Here is an 18144-nt window from a genome sequence, read left to right as displayed (position 1 = left end):
CGATGTCCGGCAGGCACACCACCGAGCTCGTCATCTTCATCATCCTCTTCGTGGTCGTCAGCGGGATGGGCTTCGTCGCCGCGCGCTGGCGCCGTCCGAGCACCATGCAGAGCCTGGACGAATGGGGTCTCGGCGGCCGCAGCTTCGGCTCGTGGATCACCTGGTTCCTCGTCGGCGGCGATCTCTACACCGCCTACACGTTCGTCGCGGTGCCCGCGTTGGTCTTCGGCGCCGGCGCGGCCGGCTTCTACGCGGTGCCGTACACGATCGTGGTCTACCCGCTGGTCTTCCTCGTGCTGATCCGGCTGTGGTCGGTCTCCCACGTGCACGGATTCGTCACCCCGGCCGACTTCGTACGGGCCCGGTTCGGGTCCTCCACCCTCGCGCTACTCGTCGCGATCACCGGCATCGTCGCGACCATGCCCTACATCGCGCTGCAGCTCGTCGGCATCCAGGCGACGCTGGAGGCGATGGGGGTGAAGGGCCACTGGCCGCTCATCATCGCGTTCGCGATCCTGGCCGCCTACACCTACCAGTCGGGCCTGCGGGCGCCCGCCCTGATCGCGTTCGTCAAGGACGCGCTGATCTACATCGTGATCATCGTCGCGGTGCTGTACATCCCGCACAAGCTGGGCGGCTGGAGCCACATCTTCGGCGCGGCGCAGGCCAAGTTCGACAAGACGCCCGTCGCGACGGATGGGACGCTCCTCAGCCACAACAACCAGCTCAACTACGCCATGCTGGCACTCGGGTCGGCCCTCGCGCTGTTCCTGTACCCGCACAGCGTCACGGGCGTGCTGGCCAGCAAGAACCGCAACGTGATCAAGCGGAACATGGCGGCGTTGCCGGCGTACAGCTTCCTGCTCGGGCTGATCGCGCTGCTCGGCTTCATGGCGATCGCGGGCGGGGTCAAGCCGGTCACCGGGGCGAACGGCAAGCCGGACGGCAACACGATCGTGCCGCTGCTGTTCGACCACGTCTTCCCGAGCTGGTTCGCCGGCGTCGCCTACGCCGCCATCGGCATCGGCGCCCTGGTGCCCGCCGCGATCATGTCGATCGCGGCGGCGAACCTGTTCACCCGCAACATCTACAAGGAGTACTTCCGGCGGGACGCGAGCGACGCCGAGGAGGCCACGGTCAGCAAGCTGGCCTCGCTCGTCGTCAAGGTCGGCGCGGTGCTGGCCATCCTGCTGCTCGACCCCCAGTTCTCCATCGACCTGCAGCTCATCGGCGGCGTCATCATCCTGCAGACACTGCCGTCGGTGGCGCTCGGCCTGATCACCCGGTGGTTCCACCGGGGCGGCCTGGTCGCGGGCTGGGTCGCCGGCATGGCCGCGGGCATGTGGATGCTCTACCGCATCCCCAACCCGACCAACGGCCACAAGCACTTCGGCGGCTCCGCGTACGCCCTGAGCGACATCGGGATCGACACGAAGATGACGGTGTACGTCGGTGCCATCGCGCTGGCGGTCAACCTGGTCGTCGCGGTGATCGCCTCGGTCGTGCTCAAGGCGGCCAAGGCCGCGGACGGCGTGGACGTGACCCGTACCGAGGACTACCTCGCCGACGAGGGCGACCCGAAGGTCGTCCGCGGCACCCGTGAGGTCGAGGAGGGGCTCGCCACCTGAGCCCCGGCGTGACCGTGGCCCGGCGGCGACCGCCGGGCCACGGTCACGTCGCAGGCCCGGCGGCGGTGAAGCCGTCGAGGAGCAGGTCCACGATGCCCTCCACGACGACGGCGCGGGGCACCGTGGAGTGGTCGAGCCACCACTCGCCCGCGGCCTGGACCATGCCGACCGTGGCGTGGCCCCAGATGTGGCCGCGTACGGGGTCGCGCAGGCGGCCCTCGTCGAGCAGCACCTCGGCGAGCTCGCCGCCCAGCCCCCGGATGAGCGTGCTCATCGCGCTGTGCGTCGCGGTGTCCTCGGCGCCCGCGCGGTGGACGAGGAAGCCGTACAGGTGCCGGTTGGCCGCGATCGCGGCGAGGTAGGTGTCGATCGCCGCCCGCGCGCGGTCGCGGATCTCGCCGGGGCGGCGGAAGGCCACGCGTATGGCGTCCATCAGCAGGCGGGTGTGCCGCTCCGCGAGCGCCTGGTAAAGGCCGCTCTTGTCGCCGAAATGGCGATAGAGGATTGGCTTGGTGATGCCCGCCTCGGCCGCGATGGAGGCCATGGAGACCTCGGGCCCCTCGCGGCGGATGATCCGGTCGGCCGCGTCGAGCAGCGCCCGCCGGCGGCGAGGGTCGCGCCCCGGCCGGCTCGTCTCGATGTCCATCTGCTTCTTCAGGCTCCTCGGCGGCCGCTCACGCGACGAGCGTAGCCACCGTCCCGGCCGGCCACCACGTGAGATAGGCCGCATGACATGCGTGAACGCCGAGCGAATCGCACGTCACCCGCTATCTTGACAGCGCTCTGACCTAAGATCTGTCGAGCGTGAGGGGAACAAACCCGCGGGAGCGGCCGTCTCATTCCGCAGTGACCGAGTCGCCACTTGTCAGGCTTTCATCTGACATCTCCGGGTGGCTCGTTCATCTCGGGGGCCGTCTCTTCGCAGCCGGTGGTCCGGTCGTGCCGAAAAGGCAGACTCCGGTCCCCGACCCGCCGTAGCCGGTCGCCTGGAGAGGTCCACGAAATGGTCACGCCGCGCCTTTCCCGAGCCCGCGGTCTGGGCAGGTGCCTGGGGGCCGTGGCGGTCATCGTCGCGGTCTGGGTGACGACGCTCGGCGCGACCCGCGTCAACGTGTACGCCAAGCCGGGCGCGCTGCCCGCGCTCTCGGTCTCCACCCTCGCCGCCAGATACAAGGCGAACCGGCGCGCGATCGGGGAGGCGCTGAAGACCGCGCTGCGCGTACGGGACCGCGACCGCGCCCGCGCGCTGAGCCGGCTGCTGACGCCCGGCCGCCGGTTCCTGTCCTTCGACCCGCGGGGCACCGGGCACGCCGTCGAGGTCCTCGGCGACCTGACCCGCGCCCGGCGGCTCGCGATCCTGGTGCCGGGCGCCGACACGACGCTCACGACCTTCGACGAGCGCGGGCAGCGTCCGTACTCCACACCCGGTGGAGGCGCGCGCGCCCTGCTGGGCGAGGCCGGCGGCCTCGAACGCGACCCCCACCTCGCGGTCATCGCCTGGCTCGGCTACAGCCCGCCCAAGGTGACGAGCGCCGGGGTCATCACCGACGTACGCGCCGACGCCGGCGCCACGCGGCTGCGCCGCCTGGTCTCCGACCTGCACGAACTCGACCCGTCGGCCGCCACGACGCTGCTGTGCCACAGCTACGGGACGGTCGTCTGCGGCGAGGCGGTCAGGGGCCTGCCGGTCGACGACGTCGCGGCGTTCGGCAGCCCCGGCATGACCGCCTCCTCGGCCGGCGCGCTCGGCACCCGCGCGAACGTCTGGGCCGCGCGCGGGTCCCGCGACTGGATGCAATTCGTTCCGCACGTTCGCGTGCTCGGGCTCGGTTTCGGCACCGACCCCGTCTCACCGCGTTTCGGCGCCCGGGTGTTCGCGGCCGGCTCCGCGGGGCATAGCGACTATCTGAAGCCCGGTTCTTTGTCGTTGCGGAACCTCGCGCTCATCACGCTCGGCCGTGGCTCCCAAGTCACTCCGGCCTGAGCCGAGACCCGCTATCTGACATGGTCTGCCGGACTTTGTCAACGGCGAAAACAACTAGAAAACGGCCAATTTCGGCTGCTCCTCAAAAGACAGAAATGATGCTTGAGTAAGGCGAGCGTCACTTTCGTCTTGGAGAGCCGATGAAACTCCCCCGCCTCGTCGCCTCAGCCGCCTGCGCCGTGTCCCTCGCGACCGCCGCCGTCACCGTGGCGACGTCCCCCGCCTACGCCTCGTCCACCAACTTCGTCGCCCTCGGAGATTCCTACTCCTCCGGCACCGGCACCGGGTCCTATGACCTGGACAGCGCCTGCCAGCGCAGCAGCAAGGCGTACGCCGCCCTGTGGGCCGCCTCTCACGCCCCCGCGTCATTCAAGTTCGTCGCCTGTTCCGGCGCCAAGACCGGAGATGTCCTCAGCAAGCAGATAAGCGCGCTGAGTTCGAGCACCACGCTCGCGAGCATCACGATCGGCGGCAACGACGCGGGCTTCGCCAGCACCATGCAGACGTGCGTTCTGGGTTCGGACTCCACGTGCCTCACGGCGGTCAACAACGCCGAGAACTACGCGCGGAACACACTTCCGGGAAATCTCAGCAACCTGTTCGGCGCGATGCGGTCGGCGGCCCCGTCCGCGAAGTTCGTAGTGCTTGATTATCCGCACCTTTATATATCGAACGATACATTTTGCATCGGCATGAGCCACACAAAGCACGTGGCGCTCAACCAGGCGGCCGACGTGCTCGACGGCGTCATCCAGACCGCGACCGCGAACGCCGGCTTCACCTTCTCCGACGTTCGCAGCCAGTTCTCCGGGCATGAGCTCTGCTCGGGCGACAACTGGCTGCACTCGGTCGACCTCGGTGACATCAGCGACTCCTACCACCCGACCGCGACCGGCCACTCGTCCGGTTACCTGCCCAGGCTCACCTCCGTGGCCGGTGCCGTCGCGGCCGGTTCGCACGCTCGCGAGAGCTGAGCCCGTATCCGGCGGATCACACTTTGGCCGGGCCGCCCGCACACGGGCGGCCCGGCCGCATTACGATCTCCCGCAGCGCCGGGTGGCCCGGCGCCGGAGCGACTGCGATGGACGATCTCGAACCGCTGACGGCAGGCGTAGACGAGCTGTTCCCCGGCCACGCCCTCGACCATTCACTGTCCGTGATGCTTCCGTCCGGATACGTGATCTGGCCGGACCCCGGCTTCCCCCAGCACCAGATCGTGGAGGGGCCCGCGCTCTGGATGAGCGAGGGCCCGGCGCCGCCCGGGTTGTGGGCCCGGCTGCGCGCGGCGCATCCGGACTCCGGCCTGTGGCCGCTCCTGCTGGACGACTCCGCCCAGCCCTGGTCGGCCGGGCAGATCGCGCCCGAGCCGGTGAGCGAGATCGACGGCTACGATCCGGCCGCGTTCATGTCCGAGGTGTGGTCCGACTGGCCCGAGCCGCCGATCGACATCGAGCCGTTCGGCCGCTACTCCCCCGGCCCGGCGCTGCCCAGCGAGCCGCTGGAGGACCCCGGCGCGGTCGCGGACCAGTGTGCCGCCGAGCTCACCGGGCGGCCTCTGGGGCTCGTACCGGCCGCGCGCGGCGCCGACGTGCTCGCGGCCATCGGCTGGCAGGGCGCGCGCCACCACAACCCGCTGACGGCTCCGCTCTCCGCGGTCGTGCGCAGCTGGGAGGATCGGTTCGGCGCACGGCTCATCGGCATCGGGTTCGACACGCTGGAGCTGAGCGTCGCCGCCCCGCCCTCGACCTTCCGCCACGCCCTGCGCGTCGCGGCCGAGCACGCGACGTTCTGCCCCGAAGTGATCGTCCAGGGGCCGGGTTCGCTCGCCGGCCACGCGGAACAGATTCGCGACGCGCGGGTCTGGTCGTTCCACTGGGAATGATCGACCGCCACACTCGGTCGTGTCACGTTGTGAAACGGATCGTTTCCACGCCGTCGCGACCGAGGGAGACCCCACCATGCCCGGGCTGAATGACGGCGCGAAGGCGCTGCTGGCCGAAGCGTTCCCCGGCTGGGCGACGACCCTGCGCCCCGACGGGTCCCTGCACAGCACGGTCGTATGGGTCGACCTCGACGGTGACGACGTCATCTTCAACACCGCGATCGGGCGCGCCAAGGAGAAGAACCTGCGCGCCGATCCCCGCGTGTCGGTCAGCGTGGTCGACCCGAACGACGCCTTCCGCGCCATCAGCGTCTCGGGCCGGGCGGAGCTGGAGGAGGAGGGCGCGGACGACGTGATCGACCACCTGGCCCACAAGTACCTCGGCGTCGACAAGTACCCCTACAAGTCGGCGGACGAGCGGCGGATCACCGTCCGCGTACGGCCCGAGCACGTGATCTTCTCCCCCGGCGGCTGACGCGGGCCTTCCGGGACGAACCGGCCGGACCGGTAGCCGCTTCCGGACAACCAGGTTGACGTCCTGTCACGGACGTGAAAATCGGTGGTGCGAGCGATGCCCCTGAGGAGACGACATGCGCCCCCGCTGGATCCCGGCCGCCCTCGGCCTCCTGCTCGTCCCGCCTCTCGCCACACCGGCACGGGCGGCGGCGCCCCAGCAGGTGACGATCGACGGCGCCGCCGCTGGGCGGACCTTCGACGGGGTCGGCGCGCTCAGCGCGGGCGCCACCTCGCGCCTGCTGATCGACTATCCCGAGCCGCAGCGGAGCCGCATCCTCGACTACCTGTTCAAGCCCGGCTACGGGGCCGCGCTGCAGATCCTGAAGGTCGAGATCGGTGGCGACACCAACTCCACCGACGGCGCCGAGCCCAGCCACATGCGCACCCCCTCCGACCTGAACTGCGACCGGGGCTACGAGTGGTGGCTCATGGAGCAGGCCAAGGCCCGCAACCCCCGCATCAAGCTGTCCGCGCTGCAGTGGGGCGCGCCCGGCTGGACCGGGAGCGGGCAGGCGCGCCCGACCGTGTGGACGACGCGCAACATCGACTACCTGACCTCCTGGCTCGGCTGCGCCGCACGGCACCACCTGTCGATCGACTACCTCGGCGGTTGGAACGAGGCCTACTCCGACCCCGCCTGGTACGTCCGCCTGCACCAGGCTCTGCGGGAGCGCGGCTACGGCGGCGTCAAGGTCGTCGCCGACGACAGCTTCAACTGGGACGTCCTCAAGCCGCTCGCCGCCGACGCGGACTTCCGCGCCGCCGTCGACGTCGTCGGCCAGCACTACGTCTGCGGCTACCTCAGCGACTACCTGCGCTGCCCGAGCCCGGATACGGCCCAGGCCCTCGGCAAGCCGCTGCACGCGAGCGAGCAGGGGTCGCTGCCGTACGACTCCGGCGCCGCGCCGCTCGCCCGCGCGCTCTCGCGGCCCTACATCGACGGCCGGATGACCTCCACGATCAACTGGTCGCTGATCGCCTCCTGGTACGACACGATGCCGTTCCAGGCCTCGGGCCTCATGGGCGCGAACGAACCCTGGTCCGGCGCGTACGTGGCCGGTCCCAGCATCTGGGCCACCGCGCACACGACGCAGTTCACCCGGCCCGGCTGGCGCTACGCCGACTCCGCCTCGGGCTACCTCGACGGCGGCGGGAGCCACGTCGCGCTGCGCTCGCCGGACGGGCGGGACTACAGCATGATCGTCGAGACCGTGGACGCGACCGCGCCGCAGCGGCTGAGGTTCTCGGTCGCGGGCGGGCTGCCGGACCGCCCGGTCTCCGTGTGGTCCACCGACCTGTCCTCGCCCGACCCGCGGCGGTGGTTCGTCCGTACGGGAACGGCGCGCCCCGGCGACACGCTCACGCTCCGGCCCGGCCACGTCTACACGCTGACCACGACGCGCGGGCAGGGCAAGGGCCGGGCCGTCTCGCCGCCGCCCGCGCCGCTGCGCCTGCCGTACCGCGACGGCTTCGACACCTACAAGGCCGGCTCGGTCCCGCGCTACGTCTCCGACCTCGACGGCGCCTTCGAGGTCGCGCCCTGCACGGGCCGTACGGGCCGCTGCCTGCGCCAGGTGATCGGCGAGCAGCCCGTGTGGTGGAACGGCTGGCTCCGGCACCCGGTGACGCTCGTCGGGGACCTGAGGTCCTGGCGCGACTACGAGACGGAAGTGAACGTACGGCTCGACGGGGACGGCTGGGCCGAGCTGCTGGGGCGGGTCGACGGGCAGTACGCCGACGCGGTCTCCGGCGTCCACCTGCGCCTGTCGGACACCGGCGCCTGGCAGCTCTACGACGAGAACCTGCGCGGCCAGGACGCCACCCTCTGTGTGCCGAGCGATCCGTCGTGCGCCGGGGCGACGGCCCCGCCGAGCGAGCCCCCGGTCCAGCGCCGGACCCTGGCCACCGGCCGTACGCCGGTCGGGGCCGGGACCTGGCACCGGCTCGGGCTGGGCTTCTCCGGTGACCGGGTCACCGCCTCCCTGGACGGCGTACGGCTCGCCTCCGTCCATGCCCCGGTCCACGCCTCCGGGCAGGTCGGCCTGGCCGTCGCGCCGTGGCGGCACGCGGAGTTCGACGACCTGGCGGTCAGGCCGGCGGCCCCCTCGGGGGACGCGCGCTACCTGCCGGCGCAGCTTCTGAGCGCCACCGGGACCGGCTTCCACCACGGGTACGAGCCGCGCAAGGCGGTCGACGGGAGCGTCGAGTCGATGTGGCACAACGAGTGGAGCCCGCGGGCCGCCCTGCCGCAGGCGATCACGGTCGACACCGGCCGGGCGCGGCCGATCTCCCAGGTCACCTACCAGCCGCGTGAGGACGGCAACATGAACGGGATCATCACCCGCTACGCGCTGGCTGCCAGCGCGGACGGCGTCGCGTACACGACGGTCGCCACCGGGACCTGGCCACTCGACGCGGCGCGCAAGACGATCGATCTGAACGGTGTCCGCCCGCGGTTCCTGCGCCTCACCGCGCTCGACGCGGGAGGGGGTTACGCCTCCGCCGCGGAGATCCAGGTCGGCGTGCCGGCCGGGTAGCCCGCGCCGGGCTGGCGTGGGCGGAGGCCGTACCCGATTACGATGTGTTTCGTGGCAATGATGACCGGTCTCCGCGGGAGACGGCCCCAGATGAGCACGCCCGGATGACCGAACCCGGCGAGCGGTTCTCCGGACGCACCGCCTGGGGTGCGCTGCACCTGAAGACCCCGTTGCGCGAGTTCCTGCGCACCGAGACGGGCGGCGCGGCCCTGCTGCTGACCGCGACCGTGGCCGCGCTCGTGTGGGCGAACGTCGACACGTCCTCGTACGAGTCGCTGTGGCACATGAGGCTGTCCGTACGCCTCGGCGGCCACGGGCTGGCCCAGGACCTGCGCGAGTGGGTCAACACCGGGCTGATGACGTTCTTCTTCTTCGTCGTCGGCCTGGAGGCGCGCCGCGAGTTCGACATGGGCGAGCTGCGTGAGCGGCGGCGCGTCGTGCTGCCCATGGTGGCCGGCGTCGGCGGGATGCTGGTGCCGATCGCGATCTACCTGGCGATCAACTCGGGCGGCTCGTCCTCGCACGGGTGGGGCGCGGCGATGTCCACGGACACCGCGTTCGCCCTCGGCATGCTGACCCTGGCCGCCTCGCACCTGCCGTCGCGGATGCGCACGTTCCTCCTCACGGTCACGGTCGTGGACGACCTGGTCGCCCTGGCCGTGATCACGGTCTTCTACAGCCGCAACGTACGGGTGATGCCGCTGCTCGTCGCCGCGGCGATCTTCGCCGTGATCCTGGCCGCCCGGCTGCGCGGCGAGCGCCGGGGCCTCGTGTACGCGCTGCTCGGCGTCGCGGCGTGGGTGGCGATGTTCGAGTCCGGCGTCGAGCCGATCGTCGTCGGCCTCCTCCTGGGCCTGCTGACGTACGCCTCCCCCGCCGCCCGAGACGACCTGCAGCGCGCCAGCGAGATGTTCCGGCTCTTCCGCGAGCAGCCGACGGCCGAGCTGGCACGGAGCGCGACCGACGGGCTGGCCTCGGCGGTGTCGCCGAACGAGCGGCTGCAGCTGATGTACCACCCGTGGACCAGCTACGTGATCGTCCCGCTCTTCGCCCTGGCCAACGCGGGCATCCCGATCAGCGCGTCCTTCCTCAGCCACGCGCTGACCTCGCCGATCACCCTCGGCATCCTGATCGCCTACATCGTCGGCAAGCCGGTGGGCATCACCGGCTCCGCCTGGCTCCTCACCCGCCTGACGCGCGGCCGGGTGCAGGTACCGGTCGGCTGGGCGTCGGTGGCCGGCGGCGGCGCGATCGCGGGCATCGGCTTCACCGTCTCCCTGCTGATCGCCACACTGGCCTTCAGCGGCCCCCGCCTGGAGGAGGCCAAACTGGGCATCCTGGGGTCCGCGCTGCTGGCGTCGGCGCTGACCTGGGTGATCTTCCGGGTGACGAGCATGCTGCCGAAGAGGATGAAGCTCCGTGCGCTGCTGGGCACCTCCGAGGCCATCATCGACCTGGCCGCGCCGGTCGACCCGGACCGCGACCACATCCGGGGCTCCGGCGACGCCCCGGTGACGGTCGTGGAGTACGGCGACTTCGAGTGCCCGTACTGCGGGCAGGCCGAACCCATCGTCCGCGAGCTGCTGGCCGACTTCGGCGACCTGCGCTACGTGTGGCGGCACCTGCCCCTGCACGACGTGCACCCGGCGGCCCAGCTCGCCGCGGAGGCGTCGGAGGCCGCGGCGGCGCAGGGGATGTTCTGGGAGATGCACGACCTGCTCTTCGACCACCAGGACGCGCTGCGCGTCCGCGACCTGATCCGGTACGCGGAGTCGCTCGAACTCGACGTCGAGCGCTTCAGCGCGGATCTGCGGCGCCACCTTGGCGCGTCGCGGGTCGCCGAGGACCTGGACTCGGCCGACCTGAGCGGGGTGGCGGGCACGCCGACGTTCTTCATCAACGGCAAACGCCACTACGGCGCGTACGACATCGAGACGCTGTCGGCGGCGGTCCGCGCGGCGCGAGCCCGCGCCTACCTGGGGGTTTGAGATGTCGTCGAGGTCCTGCACGAGTCCTTGAGGACACCCTCGCGCGTCAGTGCGACGTGGCCCTCGCCGTACGGCCTGGGCGGGCACGGCCACGGGTAGGCTGACCGGCCATGGCGAACCGGTCCTACCTCTTCGTCGGCGACCACGAGGGGATCAATCCCGGCTGGAGGGCCGGTGTCCCCGACCTCGGTCAGCAGGTGCTCGCCGAGGACGTCTACTGCGTGCCGCTGCTCTGGCTGGCGATGTTCCGGCCCGCGGACCTGGTGACCACGACGTTCCCGCCGGAGGACCCGGACGACGATGAAGGCCCGATCGAGGCCACCGCGCCGCTCGCGCCGAAGGGACGCGCCCTCGCGCAGCTCGACGCGGCCCTGCCCTCGCTGCACGAGATCTTCGACGGCGCCGGACGGCTGGACGACCACGCCGCGCTGCTGCGGCAGGGCGTGGAGGAAATGCCGGGCCGGTTCGTGACGATCGAGTTGTACGAGATCGCGGTGCTGATCGACGAGAGGACGTTCTACCGCGACCTGCGGGCCGCCCTGGGCGGTCTGGACCGTCCCGGCCCGCCGGGCCGCGCTCGCCTGGCCGACCTGGCCCAGCTGCGTGAGGGCCGGCCGTTCCCTCCGGCCCGGCTGGTCCTCGACGGCCTGGACGCCTCCGACGACGACTGCTGGAACCACTCCCGTCTGCTCGGCGTGTCCTTCCTCCGCCCGGTGCCCTGGGAGCCCGCCAGGACCGCCTCGGCCTGACCGTGACGCCGGCCGGTCAGGCGCCGCCGTGGAGGAGGGCGGCGCCGAGCGGGGTGATCCGGTGGACGACGGCGTTCCCGGCGCGGCGGCTGACCACCAGGCCGGAGCGGCGCAGGACCGCGGCGTGCTGACTGGCCGAGGCCACCGAGATGCCGAGCATGCGGGCCAGCTCGCTGGTGCTCGCCCCCGCCGCGCCGAGGTGGCGGAGCACCTCGCAGCGCGTACCCCCGATCAGCGCGGCGAGGCCGTCGGCCGGTGCGTGGTCCGGCCGGTCGCCGACCGGGTAGACGACCGTGGGCGGCAGGGCCGGGTCCAGGAGCGTGATCGCGGTCGGCCCGCAGAACACCGAGGGCACCAGCAGCAGACCGCGCCCGTCGAGCCGGAGTTCCTGTTCGACCGGATAGTCGGCCTCCAGCACGGGCGGGCACCAGCGGAGCGCCGGCCGCAACGTCTCCAGCAGCGCCTCGACACCGCCGTCCAGCAGCGCCCGCGCGCGTACGGCGCGATCCGCGTCCACCAGGGCGCGGATCCGCGGCATGTACGGGGCGAGCGCGCGGTCGTGGTACACCGCCAGTGCCTCACCGACGTCGCGAAGCCGCGTCGCGCGCGCCGTCCCGGTGCCGGCGGCGAGCAGGGCCAGCTCGGCCGCGACCCGCCGGGGCGGGGTGTTCACCACGGCGTCGATGCCGTCCGTGATCGCCTCGCCGCCCGCCGGGGTGAGGAAGTCGGGAAAGTACCCGCGCGCCGGGACCAGCGGGCGCAGGACCCGTAAGGCGGCCGAGGCGTCCGGGGCGGCGAGCCGGTTCAGCGCGCCGGTCCTCCAGCCGGGCAGGGCGGTGCGCTGCCGGGTCCGCAGCGTGTGCAGGCTGAGCACCGTCTCCCAGAGCGCGTGCGGCCGCCGCGCGACGCGTACCCGCCCCAGGTCCTCCCCGGCGAACCAGATCCGCAGCATGTCCTTCCTCGTCAACGGGCCTGTTTTGGCTGAGCCTGAAAGGTACAGAAAAGAATGTCCGTCAAGAGCATTCTGGGCGAAAGGTCCTTCCATCGACAGTGAAATGAGGCAAGGATGACGCGCCCGCTCCCCCTCGCGCTGGCCGTGGTGTCCGCCGGCCTGCTGGTCGCGGCACCGTCCGCGTCCGCCACCGCCGCGCCGCCCGCGGCCCACGCCGTACGGCTCGCGGCGGCCAAGACGCTCCCCTTCACCTGGTACGGCCAGGAGCGCTATTACTACTGCGGCCCGGCGTCCACGAAGATGGCGCTGAGCGCCCGGATGTCCCCGCCGTCGCAGACCACGCTCGGCGCCTCCCTCGGCACCACCACCGACGGCACCGACGACATCTCCAACGTGGTGACCACGCTCAACCACTACCTGGGCACCACCTGGTACGAACGCAAGCCGGTCAGCGACCCGCCGACCCAGGCCCAGCGGAACCTGCTGAAACAGGACATCGTCTACGACGTCGACCGCGGGTGGGCGATCGTCGCCAACGTCGTCAGCGGCTGGCGGCCGCCGGGGTACCCGAGCGGCACGATCTACCACTACGTCGCCGTGGTCGGCTACTCCAACAGCGGCGACAGCGCGGTCATCGCCGACCCGGCGGGCGCGGGCGCCGGCGGATCCGGCTGGGCCAACGTCCCGAAGACCTACACGATCAGCACGTACGACCTGGGCACCTGGATCGGCCTCAAGGCCTACGCCGCCTGACGGACCGCCGCCCGGTCACGTGTACCGGGCGGCGACCGGGTCACGTGAGCGCGTAGCCGAGGCGTCCCTCGGGGGTGACGTCCGGGTTGCCCGGGGCCTCGCAGTCGGACCGGCTCGAGACGAAGTGGTCGCCCAGGCTGCGGATGTAGCAGCGGTACAGCGCCGTCGACGGAGCCTGCGGCGGATCGGTGTAGATCCATCCTTCGGTCTGCAGGATCGAGTACTGCGTGCCTCCGCAGCCGGCGTCGGTCGAGACGTAGTAGTCGGCGGTCCCGTTCAGGCACCCGTACAGCGGGATGGTGCCCGGTGTCCGCGCGGTCAGGAGGTTCCAGCGGGCTTCTTCGTGATAGCCGGGGCCGGCCACAGGTCCCGTGGTGACCTGGTGACGGGTGCCGTCGCTGTAGCGGACGAAAGACACCTTCGCGGCCGTCAGGCCTTCCGTGCAGGTCACCGACCGGCGCATCAGCCTCGCCTTGGACCAGTCGGGCGACGAGCTCTGCCACTGCGTGTAGTAGACGAAGAACGCGCTTCCCGGATCTGCGGGGTCCGAGCCGCCGCCGACGACCGTCGGGTACGCGTCGTAGTACGCCGTGTCGCGGAACAGGGGGTGTTGCGCGGACCAGCCCGTCACGCCGTCGGCGGAGTCCGCGAGCACCATCTCGTGCGGCGAGATGCCGGCCACCATGATGCTGGCCGATGCGTCCCGGGCCACGTCCGGATGCCAGGCCATCGGCTGGCCCGGGGTGAGGTCGGAGGACGCGCCGCCGAGTCCGGGCTGTTCCCATCCGCCGCCGGCGTACTTGCTCCACGCCGTCACCTGACCGTCCTTCGCGGCGCCGAGCACATCGCTCAGCGGCGCGCGAGCCACCGAGAGCCCGCTGAACCCGATCCGCCCGGAGTCATCCGCCGACGCGTCCGGGAAGTAGACGTACAGATACTTCGTCGAGCCCGCGGTCACCACGCTGAGCGACGAGACACCGATGTCGATCGTCGTCTTCGACCTGCCGGCGACCGCGAAACTCGCGTGCGGGCTCACGATCGCCCCGAGCCGGGTCACGGACCCGGTCACCGGATCGAACCGGCCGAGATGGAGCTCGGTGTAGAACTGGCCGGGATCGTCCGCGTACGGGCGTTCGAGGTGCAACATCTCCAGGACGAGACCGCTCGCCGGGTCCCGGTAGATCGGGCCACCGCCGGCGTAGTCATAGCCGGCCGGCACGTTCGTCACCGGACGCTCACTGACGACTCCTCCCGCCACCGGGTCCGACAAGGTCCCCGAGGTGACGACCACCTGCTGGGGAGGGCGTCCACCGGGCGTGCCGGTGGCGAGGAAGCGATACCGGTCGTCACCGTCACGGATCACACCGAGCGCGGTGTCCGGCCAGATGTCGAGTCCGAGCCGCTTCGCCGTGGCGGTGTCGACCACCGCCTTGGCCGGCCCCACGGAGACCCCGCCGCAGCCGCCGGAGGACACCGACCGGCTCGTCGCGCGCGGCAGCTCCGCGGCCTGAACAGCCGCCGTCCGTGACGTGCTTCCGCACGCCGTGGCACATACGACCACCAATCCGGCGAGCCCGCCGGCGACCAAAGCCCGCAAATGCATGATTCCTCGTTCACCTGAGAATGCGCCGGGCAGGAACGCGTACTTGCCGACACGCGGTACGGGCAGGCGTGACGGAGATCCCGGCCCGGCGTCGAGCATCACACTTCGACGCACGTCCGTTGAGCGCCGTTCCCCTACGGACCGAGAGGCCGGAACGGTGGGGTGAGCCGCTGCGCTCGCCACCACGATGCGCCCTGGGCAAGCGGGGCGGTAACCGGGACATCTTCCCTCGTTTCGGGCGCACCTCGCGCGTAGACTCGGGCCTGCGTGCGTTCCGTGGAACCGTGGCTCGCGCAGTAGACGATCTGTCGCATCGATCCGGGAGGTCGGCAGGCTTGGTCGTGCCAGTCGACGCCGGGGACATCGGTGACGGAACGGCCGGCGGTTCCCTGCGCCTTCAGATTCTCGGTCCGTTGCGGCTGTGGCGAGACGGCGTGGAGCTGGATGCCGGTCCCCGGCAGCAGGCCCGGCTGCTCGCGGTGCTCCTGGCCTGGCCGGGCAGGCTGGTCAGCACGAGCGAGCTGGTCGATCTGATCTGGGACGACGATCCTCCGGCCAGCGCGCTGAACCTCATCCACAAATACGTCGGCGCCCTGCGGCGCCTGCTGGAGCCCGGCCTTACGGCCCGGGGCAACGGTTCGTATCTGCGGCGGCGGGGCGGCGGCTACCTGTTCGCGGCCGGTCCGGGCATGCTGGACCTGGTCACCTTCCGCGACCTCGTCCAGGCCGCCGAGGCGGCCCTGGCGGGGCAGCGCCGCGACGCGGCGCTGGACCGCTACGTGCGAGCGCTGGGGCTCTGGCACGGCGGCGCCGGTGAGGGGCTGACCCACCGGCCCGCCGCGATGTCGATCTTCGCCGGGCTGGACGACGAGTTCTTCGACGCGTGCGTGGCGGCGGCCGACCTCGCGGTGTCGCTGGGCCGGCCCCAGCGAGTGCTGCCGCCCTTACACCTGGCCGCCGCGATGGCGCCCCTGCACGAGCCCGTACAAGCCGCACTCATCTCCACTCTGGGCGCCGCCGGCCGCCAGGCGGAGGCGCTGTCGGTGTTCCGCACGGTCCGTACCCGCCTCGCCGACGAACTCGGCATCGACCCCAGCCCGGCCCTGCAGGCGGCGCACCAGCGCGTGCTGGACCGCACCCTGACGCTGCCCGCCGCGCAGGTGGCCGACGGACCGCCCACCGGGCGGCCGCCGGCGGCCGGCGGCGGTCTGGCCGGCCGGGCCGAGGAGCTCACGGTGCTGCGGCAGGCCGTGGGGGCGGCGCTCGCCGGCGGCAGGGGGCTCGTCATCGTCGAGGGCGAGCCGGGGGTGGGCAAGACCCGCCTGCTGGAGGAGATCGCCGTCGAGGCGGATGGGCGCGGTGCGTTCGTCGTCTGGGGCCGCTGCCTGGAGGGCGACGGGACGCCGTCGATGTGGCCATGGGTGCAGGTGGTCGGCGCCGTCCTGGACGCCCTGCCCGCCGCGGCACGGGAGAAGTGGCTCGCCGGCGAGCTCGGCCGCCTCGTGGAGCCGCGCGGCGGCGTCTTCGCCGGTTCGGTGATAGCGGACAGCGGCGCCCAGTTCCGTCTGTTCGAGCGGGCCGTCGCCGTCATCGGCCAGGTGACGGCGCTGCGGTCGCTGGTGCTCGTGATCGACGACCTCCAGTGGGCCGACGTCGCCTCGCGGCACCTGTTCAGGCATCTGGCGGACCGGCTGCCGGGCGGCACCGTGATCATCGGCGCGCTCCGCGACCGCGCGCCCCCACCCGGTTCGGAGCTGGCGCGGCTGCTCGCCGCGGCGAGCCGGGTACCCGGACACCGCCGCATCCGGCTCGGCCCGCTCGGCCCGGCGGAGGTGGCCGAGATCGTCCGCGGTGAGACCGGCCAGGAACCCGGCCCGGGCACCACCCGCAGCATCCACGCCCGTACCGCCGGCAACCCGTTCTTCGTCCGGGAGCTGTCCCGGCTCCTCTCCGACGGTGGCGTGCTCACCGAGGACGCCGCGGCCCGGGCGGGCGTTCCGTCGACCGTGCGAGACGTCGTACGGGACCGGATGGCCGGCCTCGACGACGGCCCGCGGGGGCTGCTGCAGATCGCCGCGCTCGTCGGCCGTGACGTCGACGTCGGCCTGCTCGCCCGTGCCGCCGACCTCGACGGCCAGACCTGCCTCGACCGCCTCGAGCCGCTGGAGGCGCTCGGCCTGCTGGGCCCCGCGCCCGGGGATCCGTACACGATCCGCTTCGCGCACGACCTGGTCCGCGAGTCGGTCGCCGGGACCACGCCGCAGCGGCGGGCGACCCGGCTGCACCTGCACGTCGCGGACGCGCTCGAACGCGTCGACCCGGAGGGCGAGTCCGTCGCCGAGCGTCTCGCCCACCACCTGTGGGCCGCGGGCCCGCTCGCCGATCCGGCCCGGACCGCGGCCGCGCTGATGCGCGCGGGCCGCCGCGCGGCGGGCAAGTCCGCGCTCGAGGCCGCCGAACGGCAACTGCGGACGGCCGTACGGGTGGCGCGTGCGGCCGGCCTGGCGGAGCTGGAGCTGTCCGCGCTGTCGCAGCTCACCGCCGTCGCCGGGATGCGCTCGATGTACGGGACATCAGCGCTCGACCTGCTGGAACGCGCCGAGCACCTGGCCCGTGGACTGGGCCGCGAGCTGGAGGCCACCGGATTCCTCTTCTCCCGCTGGGTGGTGCACGCCCAGGGCATCGAGCTCGACCGCAGCGGCCCGCTGGCGCGCCGGCTGCTCGAGCAGGGCGAGGCGTCGTCCGACCCGACCGTGCGCGCGTACGGCATGCACGCCTGGGGTCTCCACCAGTGGGACATCGGCAACATCGGCGACGCGTTCCGGCTCCTGAGCCGGTCCGACCGGACCGTGCTCACCGGCCGTGCCCGGCGCGAGGAGGATCCGGTCGGGCACGACCTGCAGCTGCTCATGGTCGGGATGACGGCGGAGACGACCGCGCTGCACGGCCACGTCGACGGAGCACGGACGCTCCTCGACGGGATGGAGGCCGCCGCCGGCGACGACCCGTACGGAACCACGATCTGGGCCACCATCGCCGCGAGGATCGCATCGATGGTCGGCGACCCCGCACAGGCGCTGCGTGCGGCGGAGCGGGGGATCGCCGTGGACCCGGACTTCTCCTTCGTGTTCCTCGGCACCTATCAGCGGCTGGCCCGGTGCTGGGCGCTGGCCGTGACCGGCGGCGACCCGGCTCACGCCGTGGCGGAGGCCCAGCGGATCATCGCGGCGAACCTGCTCGACCCGCCGCGCTCGTGTGTCGCCACCTGGTACGGGCTCCTCGGCGAAATGCAGCTCGCGGCCGGGGCACCGGCCGAGGCCGCCGCATCCCTCGATCGGGCCGACGTCTTCCTCAACACCTTTGGCCAGCGCTACTCGGAAGGCCTGCTCCTCCTGCTGCGAGCGCGGGTGCTCCAGGCCCTCGGCGAACCCCTTGCCGTTGTCCGGGCCGCCGCCGAAAAGGCCCGTACGCTGTCGACCGAGCGCGAGGCCCACCTGTTCGCCCGCCGCGCCGAGGAGTTCCTGGCGGAGCTTGAGGAGTGCCGGTGATCGG

At 72.1% G+C, this 18144-nt stretch carries 13 protein-coding genes; 10 read left to right on the top strand and 3 right to left on the bottom strand.

The genetic code is table 11. From position 1 onward, the window contains the following. Positions 1-2 precede the first annotated feature (2 nt). Positions 3-1628 carry a monocarboxylate uptake permease MctP gene (gene mctP / locus QWU11_RS24615; RefSeq protein ID WP_290116758.1) on the top strand — a complete coding sequence of 542 codons (1626 nt, stop codon included), beginning with the start codon at positions 3-5 and terminating at the stop codon, positions 1626-1628. Between the two features lie 43 nt (positions 1629-1671). Here mctP and QWU11_RS24610 read toward each other — a convergent pair whose 3' ends face one another. Next, the gene (locus tag QWU11_RS24610; protein WP_290116757.1) at positions 1672-2274 is read right to left on the bottom strand and encodes a TetR/AcrR family transcriptional regulator; all 603 of its coding nucleotides are present in this window, start codon (positions 2272-2274) and stop codon (positions 1672-1674) included. Between the two features lie 411 nt (positions 2275-2685). Between QWU11_RS24610 and QWU11_RS24605 the strand changes: the two genes are divergently transcribed. The 7 genes from QWU11_RS24605 (at position 2686) to QWU11_RS24575 (ending at position 11284) form a co-directional block, all read left to right on the top strand. Then, positions 2686-3612, top strand: a complete 927-nt coding sequence (locus QWU11_RS24605; protein WP_290116756.1) for an alpha/beta hydrolase — start codon at positions 2686-2688, stop codon at positions 3610-3612. A 140-nt stretch (positions 3613-3752) separates the two neighbouring features. Then, positions 3753-4586, top strand: a complete 834-nt coding sequence (locus tag QWU11_RS24600) for an SGNH/GDSL hydrolase family protein (RefSeq protein ID WP_290116755.1) — start codon at positions 3753-3755, stop codon at positions 4584-4586. 107 nt (positions 4587-4693) lie between these two features. After that, a complete protein-coding gene (locus QWU11_RS24595) occupies positions 4694-5494 on the top strand; it encodes a DUF4253 domain-containing protein (protein ID WP_290116754.1) in 801 nt (266 codons plus the stop codon). A gap of 76 nt (positions 5495-5570) precedes the next feature. Further along, entirely contained in the window at positions 5571-5969 is a 399-nt protein-coding gene (locus tag QWU11_RS24590) for a PPOX class F420-dependent oxidoreductase (protein ID WP_290116753.1), read from the top strand. Between the two features lie 115 nt (positions 5970-6084). Further along, a complete protein-coding gene (locus tag QWU11_RS24585) occupies positions 6085-8547 on the top strand; it encodes a discoidin domain-containing protein (protein ID WP_290116752.1) in 2463 nt (820 codons plus the stop codon). Between the two features lie 104 nt (positions 8548-8651). Beyond that, complete coding sequence (gene nhaA / locus QWU11_RS24580) at positions 8652-10535, top strand: Na+/H+ antiporter NhaA (protein ID WP_290116751.1); 1884 nt, start codon at positions 8652-8654, stop codon at positions 10533-10535. A 110-nt stretch (positions 10536-10645) separates the two neighbouring features. Continuing rightward, positions 10646-11284, top strand: coding sequence for a hypothetical protein (locus tag QWU11_RS24575; protein ID WP_290116750.1), 639 nt, complete (start codon positions 10646-10648; stop codon positions 11282-11284). Between the two features lie 16 nt (positions 11285-11300). On the opposite strand, the gene QWU11_RS24570 is transcribed toward QWU11_RS24575, so the two are convergent. Further along, entirely contained in the window at positions 11301-12251 is a 951-nt protein-coding gene (locus tag QWU11_RS24570) for a metalloregulator ArsR/SmtB family transcription factor (RefSeq protein ID WP_290116749.1), read from the bottom strand. Positions 12252-12350: 99 nt separating this feature from the next. Here QWU11_RS24570 and QWU11_RS24565 point away from each other — a divergent pair, with 99 nt between their 5' ends. Then, positions 12351-12989, top strand: coding sequence for a C39 family peptidase (locus QWU11_RS24565; protein WP_290116748.1), 639 nt, complete (start codon positions 12351-12353; stop codon positions 12987-12989). Between the two features lie 40 nt (positions 12990-13029). Here QWU11_RS24565 and QWU11_RS24560 read toward each other — a convergent pair whose 3' ends face one another. Further along, a complete protein-coding gene (locus QWU11_RS24560; RefSeq protein ID WP_290116747.1) occupies positions 13030-14592 on the bottom strand; it encodes a hypothetical protein in 1563 nt (520 codons plus the stop codon). Positions 14593-15005: 413 nt separating this feature from the next. Between QWU11_RS24560 and QWU11_RS24555 the strand changes: the two genes are divergently transcribed. Beyond that, positions 15006-18140 (top strand): BTAD domain-containing putative transcriptional regulator, encoded by a 3135-nt coding sequence (locus QWU11_RS24555; RefSeq protein WP_290116746.1) that lies wholly within the window; start codon positions 15006-15008, stop codon positions 18138-18140. The last annotated feature ends 4 nt before the right edge of the window (positions 18141-18144 follow it).

Origin of the sequence: Actinomadura sp. DC4 (assembly GCF_030406325.1) — a bacterium.
Taxonomy (GTDB): Bacteria; Actinomycetota; Actinomycetes; order Streptosporangiales; family Streptosporangiaceae; genus Actinoallomurus.
Note: the sequence above shows the minus strand (reverse complement) of the source record. Positions and strands in the feature narration are given on the sequence as shown.

What these genes read in the sequence shown, in the direction of transcription:
- mctP (WP_290116758.1), top strand. Translation starts at nt 3, where the DNA reads ATGTCCGGCAGGCACACCACCGAGCTCGTCATCTTCATCATCCTCTTC.
- QWU11_RS24560 (WP_290116747.1), bottom strand. Translation starts at nt 14,592, where the DNA reads ATGCATTTGCGGGCTTTGGTCGCCGGCGGGCTCGCCGGATTGGTGGTC.
- QWU11_RS24585 (WP_290116752.1), top strand. Translation starts at nt 6,085, where the DNA reads ATGCGCCCCCGCTGGATCCCGGCCGCCCTCGGCCTCCTGCTCGTCCCG.
- QWU11_RS24610 (WP_290116757.1), bottom strand. Translation starts at nt 2,274, where the DNA reads ATGGACATCGAGACGAGCCGGCCGGGGCGCGACCCTCGCCGCCGGCGG.
- QWU11_RS24590 (WP_290116753.1), top strand. Translation starts at nt 5,571, where the DNA reads ATGCCCGGGCTGAATGACGGCGCGAAGGCGCTGCTGGCCGAAGCGTTC.
- QWU11_RS24575 (WP_290116750.1), top strand. Translation starts at nt 10,646, where the DNA reads ATGGCGAACCGGTCCTACCTCTTCGTCGGCGACCACGAGGGGATCAAT.
- QWU11_RS24600 (WP_290116755.1), top strand. Translation starts at nt 3,753, where the DNA reads ATGAAACTCCCCCGCCTCGTCGCCTCAGCCGCCTGCGCCGTGTCCCTC.
- QWU11_RS24595 (WP_290116754.1), top strand. Translation starts at nt 4,694, where the DNA reads ATGGACGATCTCGAACCGCTGACGGCAGGCGTAGACGAGCTGTTCCCC.
- QWU11_RS24565 (WP_290116748.1), top strand. Translation starts at nt 12,351, where the DNA reads ATGACGCGCCCGCTCCCCCTCGCGCTGGCCGTGGTGTCCGCCGGCCTG.
- nhaA (WP_290116751.1), top strand. Translation starts at nt 8,652, where the DNA reads ATGACCGAACCCGGCGAGCGGTTCTCCGGACGCACCGCCTGGGGTGCG.